The 6,921-nt window shown below is 56.1% G+C and carries 7 protein-coding genes; 2 read left to right on the top strand and 5 right to left on the bottom strand.

Annotated features, from left to right (window positions below):
* Nucleotides 1-160 precede the first annotated feature (160 nt).
* The 5 genes from BN3659_RS11420 to BN3659_RS11400 form a co-directional block, all read right to left on the bottom strand.
* Nucleotides 161-652: a PepSY-like domain-containing protein gene (locus BN3659_RS11420; protein ID WP_091537090.1), complete on the bottom strand. Its 492-nt coding sequence runs from the start codon at nt 650-652 to the stop codon at nt 161-163.
* Entirely contained in the window at nt 642-1,085 is a 444-nt protein-coding gene (locus tag BN3659_RS11415; RefSeq protein ID WP_091537088.1) for a PepSY-like domain-containing protein, read from the bottom strand. The genes BN3659_RS11420 and BN3659_RS11415 overlap by 11 nt, the downstream gene beginning before the upstream one ends.
* A gap of 43 nt (nt 1,086-1,128) precedes the next feature.
* Nucleotides 1,129-1,569, bottom strand: a complete 441-nt coding sequence (locus BN3659_RS11410; RefSeq protein WP_091537087.1) for a PepSY-like domain-containing protein — start codon at nt 1,567-1,569, stop codon at nt 1,129-1,131.
* Between the two features lie 271 nt (nt 1,570-1,840).
* On the bottom strand, nt 1,841-3,220 hold the full coding sequence (locus tag BN3659_RS11405; protein ID WP_091537085.1) for a PepSY-like domain-containing protein: 1,380 nt from the start codon (nt 3,218-3,220) through the stop codon (nt 1,841-1,843).
* 64 nt (nt 3,221-3,284) lie between these two features.
* Entirely contained in the window at nt 3,285-4,139 is an 855-nt protein-coding gene (locus BN3659_RS11400) for a hypothetical protein (RefSeq protein ID WP_091537083.1), read from the bottom strand.
* 231 nt (nt 4,140-4,370) lie between these two features.
* Here BN3659_RS11400 and BN3659_RS11395 point away from each other — a divergent pair, with 231 nt between their 5' ends.
* Entirely contained in the window at nt 4,371-5,054 is a 684-nt protein-coding gene (locus BN3659_RS11395) for a response regulator transcription factor (RefSeq protein ID WP_091537082.1), read from the top strand.
* A 112-nt stretch (nt 5,055-5,166) separates the two neighbouring features.
* Nucleotides 5,167-6,438: a sensor histidine kinase gene (locus BN3659_RS11390; RefSeq protein ID WP_091537080.1), complete on the top strand. Its 1,272-nt coding sequence runs from the start codon at nt 5,167-5,169 to the stop codon at nt 6,436-6,438.
* Nucleotides 6,439-6,921: the final 483 nt, after the last annotated feature.

Here is a 6,921-nt window from a genome sequence, read left to right as displayed (position 1 = left end):
ATATAGAAAATCGTCTCTTATTCTGCAAAATATTTGCACCTTATTTGTTATTAAAACTATCCATTTTATGGATTTGGGCACTAAAAAAAATTTTAAGGGGCCATCTAAACTTGTTAGACAGCCCCTTCATATCGACGGTGTCACTTTGCTTTTCCGACGATCAGTCGTCGTAGTCGGTCAGGTAGAAGCCGCGGTCGTCGAACGAGAGTTCCACCATGTTGTTCAATTCCACCTTCCACTCGTGCCGCTTGTGTTCGATCTCGGTGATGAAGGTCCCCGGAAAAGTCTCGGCAACATAACTGCATATCGCCTCGGGAACGACGGCCTCGGGAACGGGATGCAGCCGGCTTTTGACTTTCTTCATTTCGCCGTTCCGTAGAAATTCCACCTTCGTGCCGTTGCTGAAGACGACCTGATAGGTGATCCCGAACTCCTCGTATTCCCACCTGACCAGCGCCACTTTCTCCTGCGGGTAATGCGTGGAGAGGAACTCCTGCGCCGCTGCGGGCAGCTTCTGCCGCGGCATGGCCCGCTCGAACTCCACGTTCCACGCCACCGCCAGCAGCAGGACGATCGCGGCGAGCGTCCCGTAGGCCCACAGCCACCGTTTGGCGGCATAGGGTCGGAGTGTTTCGGGCAGCTTAATCGTCATATCCTATTACGTTGAACTGCATGTCGAATTTGATCTCCAATCCGCTCGACAGCTCGATCTCCCATGTGTAGGGGTCGCGGTCGATCTTTTTGATGAACTGCCCCGGGAAGTTGCTTCTGGCCACGAATTCGGCGATCTGCTTGGGGACGATCGAAGCCGGTACGGGGGCGTACTTGCGCTCCACGCTTTCCCACTGGCCGTCTCTGCGGAAGTCCACCTCCGTGCGGTCCGTGTAGACCACCTCGTACTCCGAGCCGAAATGCTTGACATCTTCCACCACGTAGGCCACGGTCAATGAATCGAAGTGCTGTTTGAGGAACTCCTGCGCCGGCTGGGGCAGTTGTTGTACGGTGATGGCGCGTTCGTGTCCGTCGGCCAAAGCTACGCCGGTCGAGCAAATGAGCATCAAAGCTGCAAAAAGAATCTTTTTCATAACTGTGTGATTTTAATGATTTGTAAATGTTTTTTATTATTTATCAGTCGTCTATATCCAGCAGGTTATAGCGCAGGTCGAACGTCAGTTCCAGCCCGTTGGTGAGCTTCACTTCGTAGTTCCGCTTGTCGCGGTCGATTTCCAGCACCGCCACATCGCCGTACAGTTCCCGTGCTTTGGCCATGATCGGTGCGGGAACGATCCCCGCCGGTACGGTTGCATAGCGGCAGTCCACGTCCTTCCAGTCTCCGTTGCGGTAGAACTCCACCTTCTTGCCGCTGGTGAAGATCACCTCGTACTTCACCTCGAAGAAGTCGCGCTCCTTCTTAGCGTAGGCCACTTTCTCCATGGCGAAATATTCCTGAATGAATTGCTGCGCCACGCGGGGCAGTTGTGCGATGGACACGGCCTTGTCATGGTCGGCCCGGGCGGTCGAGATTCCTAACAGGAACAGGCCCGTAAGCATCAGAATCGTCTTTTTCATAATATCGTTTTATTTAGTTTAGTTGTTCAGTTCGTTTCTTTTGAGCGGATTACCGAACCTTTCGTGATACAAAGGTCGGTACCGATTCTAAAATGAAATTGAAATAATCTGCGGATGAAGAAAAAATATGATTTTTTTTTTGCATCCTGTCAAGGTAGCTTTTTAGATCGCAGCCTATAAGTTCGGAACTCCTGAAAATGGGAACCGCCGGAGAGGATCGTCTGTTCCTTTCGGCGGTTCCGATTATCAAGAAGTCATGCCCTGCGCTGCATTAGTCGCGCATCGTGTGCAGGATCTTTCCCTGCGGGTCGATGCGGAGCTTGTATTCGCCGCGATCCTTTCTCACTTCCACCTCGTAATAACTTTGCGAGGAGGTCTCCACGAAGTCGGCCTCGTCATCGTCGAATCGGTAGCCCTCCCGGCTGACGGCCTGCGTCACGGCCTCGGGCAGCTCGCGGAGGCGTACCTCCCATTCGGTCCTGATCCACTCGTTGCGGCCGTTGAAAGTGAGCTCCTTTTTGATGTTCTCGTGGATAATTTCTACCTCCAAGAATCCGTCGTCATAGTCTCGCTCGACGATACGCGCTCCGGGATACTTCTGATTGATGAAGCTCTCGATGTCGCCGCCTGCGGGCAGTCCGCCGCTCTCGCCCATGTCGATCTGAGGCCGTTCGATCAGGCCGCTATCGTCCACATAGACCTCCACGTCGTCCCAGCGGGTCTCCAGCTCGAACACCCACCATGTGCGGTTGCCGTTGGCAGCGTTGGTCTCCACCTTTTCGATGTCGTCCACACGGCGGTCATCCGTATAGTATTCCGAAGTCTTCATCGCCGCTACGATATTCGCGGGAACCGTGCCGTTCAGGTCCGAGCGGTAGTAATCGGTCTTGGTGTAAATCCAGTTCTGCGAAGCGTCGAAGAAAAGCTCGACCTTGCGATTGCCGAGAATGGCCTCTACCTCCGTACCGCTGTATTCGAGGTCTATTTCGATCACGCGGCCGCCTTTGGCTATGATATTGGTCTGGAGGTATTGTTCGATGCTGGCCGCAGGCTGCTGCGGAAGCTGGTCCTCGTAGCCGTTGTCCGTGGCGTCGGCCACTTCATTTACGAGGATGCCCTCGGCCGAGAAGTAGAGGTCCATCGTGGTGGCCAACCCGTCGGCCGTGGTGCCGCACACGCCGATCACGTACACCACGACGGCTTTACCGTCCGCGGTGGGCTGCATCACGTCCTTGCGTTCCAGTTTATCTACTTTCCCTGTCAGGGTCCACTCGGAGGCTTCTCCCTCGGCTGGCGTGCCGTACTTGCTGGCGTTGAAGCCCTCCTGCACGGCCTGCGGCAGATCCGTGAAGGCGATACCCGTCTCGGTCATCGTCCACTCGCCGTTCAGGTTCTCGAACCATGCGTTGCTTTCGCCCGCAGTGGCAGCATAGGTTGCTGCCGAGGATTTGAAATTGGCGATGGCATAATCGCCGCTCACGCGCCATGTTACGTTCGTTGCGCCCGGGTAGCGGGCCTCGAAAGCGGCTATCACCGCTTGAGATACTTCTCCGGAACCGGGGCCGCCGATTCCTTCGTCTTTCGAACAGGACGAGAGCCCCAGCACCGCTGCGGCCGCTAATGTCCAAATGGTCGGATTGTGTCTTTTCATTGCAATTTGATTTTAGTGGTCGTATGGTTGATTAACGATTTCTTCTTCGAGTTCTTCCGCCGCATCAGAAACGGAAACTCAGGTAAAGCCGCATGGCTCCCGCGCGGGTTTTCAGGTCTCGGTTGCCGTGATAACCCCAGTCGTAGTCGTCCTCGTCGTCCGAGAAGGCGTTCTTGATCTTGCCCCAGCGGCCCTCGACGCCCACGGAAATGACCTTCCACGAAACCGCTCCGCCGGCGCTGAAATAGGTGGCGTAGCGGGCGTTCACGTCCCCGTCGAAAACGGTCAGCGCGCAGGAGGGGACGATGCGCCCGTAAACGTTGATCTTCAAATCCCCGATGGGACTCACCGTGACCGAAGGACCTACGGCCATACCCAGATCCGCCTTGTGGGCGTCGAGCCCGCCCCAGTCGTCTTCATAGGGGTAGCCGTTGTTCGGATACCGGTCCGGGTCGTAGCGGTCGCCGTCCCAGCCCCCGTTCCATCCGCCGTAGGAGAGGTCGTATTTGGCCCAGTTGGCGTCGAGCCAAGTCCAGTCCAGCCCGATGCGGATCATTCCCAGCAGGGGCTTGCGGTGCAGGTGGTAGGTGCGGCCCCACGAGAGCGAAGCGCCCACGTCGCTGCGGAGCTTGCCTCCGTCCTGCGGAAGGGTGAGCTTTTCGCTCACATAACCGATGTTGAAATAGCGGGCCCGTGTCTTGTGCCGCCAATAGGTGTCGTCCGTTGTAGTCGCAGGCGGACGGGATTCGGTCGTGCGGCCGCCCTCCAGCGCATGCACGCGGACTGCGAGGTCTTCCACGACCTGTCGCAGGGAGTCTATGTGCCGCTGCGTGGTACTTTCGTTCTGTGCCGCGGCCGGGAGGGCTGCAAGTGCGAGACAGAGCAGCCATGCGCTCCGTATCGCTCTTTTCTTTTTCATTGCGTGTATAATTGATATCATTTTAAGATTAAGGTTTGATGATTACGGTGCAAATATCCGGTGGCAAATCTGAAATGAATCTGAAATGAGAAAAAAAAGTGTGGGCGGAATATTTTTTTATGTCCGTTTCCCTTTTCCTGGTAATGATCTGAAAAAAAATTAATCGCTTATTTTAACTTCTTTATAGAATCTTCCGGTAATTTTGTACTTCGAAAAACAAACGAAAATACCATGAAGATACTGATCGTGGAAGACGAGCCCTCGCTGCGAGAAGTAATGAAACGGACGTTGGTCCGGGAGGGCTATGTCGTGGAAACGGCCGGCACCTTTGCCGAGGCCGACGATAAACTGGCTGCATACGCTTACGACTGCATCCTGTTGGATATCATGCTGCCCGACGGCAACGGATTGAACCTGCTGGAGCGCATCAAATCCGAAGGCAAGCGGGAGAACGTGATCATCATCTCGGCCCGCGGTGCCATGGAGGACAAAGTGGCGGGCCTCGACCTGGGCGCCGACGACTACCTGCCCAAGCCGTTCCACATGATGGAGCTCTCGGCCCGCATCCGCAGCGTGGCGCGGCGCAGCCAAAACGGAGGCCAGCGGGGCTTCACGCAGGGCAACGTCTATCTCGACCCCGAACGGGGTGTCGTACAGGTGAACGGCGTAACGCTGGAATTGCTCAAAAAGGAGTTCGACATCCTCTCGTACTTTTTGCAGCGTCCCGGTCACACGATAGACAAGGCCGTGCTGGCCGAGGCGGTCTGGGGCGACCACGTCGATCAGGCCGACGACTTCTCCTTTGTTTACGCCCAGATACGCAACCTGCGCCGTAAACTGGAAAAGGCCGGAGCGACGGTCGAGATACGTTCCCTCTACAACTTCGGCTACAAGATGGTCGTTCTCGATACATAAACGGGAAGGCTTGCCGCGAATTAAGAGTTATTCATACGAGCGAGGCGATGAAAACAACGGCGATTTGGATGGTTGCCGAGTCATCGCCCCAAAATTTGAAAATAGAAATACGATGAAACTGATCTACCGTCTGGCCGTGCGCCTTTGCTTGGTTCTGTTACCCATAATGGCATTATGGGTGTGGTTGTTCTACGCCTCTATGGTGGACGAGATCAACGACGAGGTGGACGACGCGCTGGAGGACTACTCGGAGCTTATCGTCATCCGCATGATGGCCGGACAGGAGCTTCCCGGTCTGAACGACGGCTCGAACAACAGCTACTCCATAACGCCCGTGGACGAGCGTTACGTCGCCTCCCGTCCGATGATCGATTACCGCGATGCGGAGGTCTATATCCCCGAGAAGAAGGAGACCGAGCCCGCCCGTATGCTGACCACCATCTTCCGCGACGATGCGGGCCAGTTCTACGAGCTGCGGGTTTCTACGCCCTCGTTCGAGAAAGACGACCTGCTGCGAACCGCAGCTTATTGGGCCGTATTCCTCTACCTCTTCCTTTTGCTGACGGTATTGGGCCTTACGTTGCTGGTGTTTCAGCGCAATCTGCGTCCGTTGTACGTCCTGCTTCGGTGGCTGGACGACTACCACCCCGGCACCGGCAACCGGCCCGTTCCGAACGATACGACCATCGCCGAGTTCCGGCGGCTGAATGTCGCCGCGCAGGAAGCGCTGGACCGCTCCGAAGCGCTGCACGAACAGCAGAAACAGTTCATCGGCAACGCCTCGCATGAGTTGCAGACCCCGCTGGCCGTACTGGGCGCCCGCCTCGAATGGCTGCTCGACGGACCGGACGTGAACGAACGGCAGGCCGGTGAGATCATCCAGATGCAGCGCACGCTGAGCCATATCGTCAGGCTGAACCGCACCCTGCTGTTGCTGACGAAGATCGACAACAACCAGTTTCCCGAGAACTCGGACGTGGACATCGCCGCGCTGGTTAGGGAGCAGGCGGAGCTTTGCGGCGAGATCTACGCCTCGCGCGGGCTGGTTTGCTCGCCGGCTCTGCCGGGTAGCTTCACGGTCCGCATGAACGAGTCGCTCGCCTCGGTGTTGGTCACGAACCTCGTGAAGAACGCCTACCTGCACAGCGAGCCCGGTACGCGGATCGACATCCGGATCGAGGGCCGCATGCTCACCGTTTCCAACGAGGGTGGCGAAGCGCTGGACGGAGAGCGTATCTTCGAACGCTTCTATCAAGGAAGCAAGAAGGAAGGATCGACGGGTCTCGGATTGGCGCTGGTGCGGGCCGTGGCGAATTATTACGCGCTGGAGGTCGGTTATCGTTTCGAGAACGGCCGTCACGTTTTCAGCGTTACATGGCCCTAAAATCACTTTTTGGATGATCGGCCTTCCTCAATACTTTTGATTATATAGGAGTAATCCGAGCAGTTGTTTCTGTTCTTCCTGCCAGAGCGAGGAGATCAGGTCATGGTCGTTTTGCAGGCCCCGGTCCGCAAGGCGTATTCCACCGTGAATCCATAACTATGGGCATACCCGATAAAACCGATTCTACGGTTTGTCGGCCTTCGGTATAAATCTTGTCGGGTTGTGACAAGCGGCCGTAACTGTTCGCCGCTGTTCTGTCGGCTGCCGTGCCATTAAGAAGTTACCGGCACCGCGTCGGCGGTATTCTTTTATACCTCTTCCTTTCCCTCTTCTCTTATACTTCGGCGAAGCCTCCTGCCCTTTATACGATTATATAGTATAACCGTTTCCTGCGGCTTCGTTTCCTGCCGTCACCGATTGGGTTTTCCGGATGCAAAGGTCGGCTGCCGCGCCGATTCCGTCGCTTTGAAGTGCATTTCTCGG

Source organism: Alistipes sp. CHKCI003 (assembly GCF_900021155.1).
GTDB classification, from domain to species: Bacteria; Bacteroidota; Bacteroidia; order Bacteroidales; family Rikenellaceae; genus Alistipes; species Alistipes excrementavium.
The sequence above is the reverse complement of the archived record's forward strand: the minus strand, read 5'-3'. Positions and strand labels throughout refer to the sequence as shown.

Coding starts and splice junctions, on each gene's coding strand:
- BN3659_RS11420 (WP_091537090.1), bottom strand. CDS start 652: ATGACGATTAAGCTGCCCGAAACACTCCGACCCTATGCCGCCAAACGG.
- BN3659_RS11415 (WP_091537088.1), bottom strand. CDS start 1,085: ATGAAAAAGATTCTTTTTGCAGCTTTGATGCTCATTTGCTCGACCGGC.
- BN3659_RS11410 (WP_091537087.1), bottom strand. CDS start 1,569: ATGAAAAAGACGATTCTGATGCTTACGGGCCTGTTCCTGTTAGGAATC.
- BN3659_RS11405 (WP_091537085.1), bottom strand. CDS start 3,220: ATGAAAAGACACAATCCGACCATTTGGACATTAGCGGCCGCAGCGGTG.
- BN3659_RS11400 (WP_091537083.1), bottom strand. CDS start 4,139: ATGAAAAAGAAAAGAGCGATACGGAGCGCATGGCTGCTCTGTCTCGCA.
- BN3659_RS11395 (WP_091537082.1), top strand. CDS start 4,371: ATGAAGATACTGATCGTGGAAGACGAGCCCTCGCTGCGAGAAGTAATG.
- BN3659_RS11390 (WP_091537080.1), top strand. CDS start 5,167: ATGAAACTGATCTACCGTCTGGCCGTGCGCCTTTGCTTGGTTCTGTTA.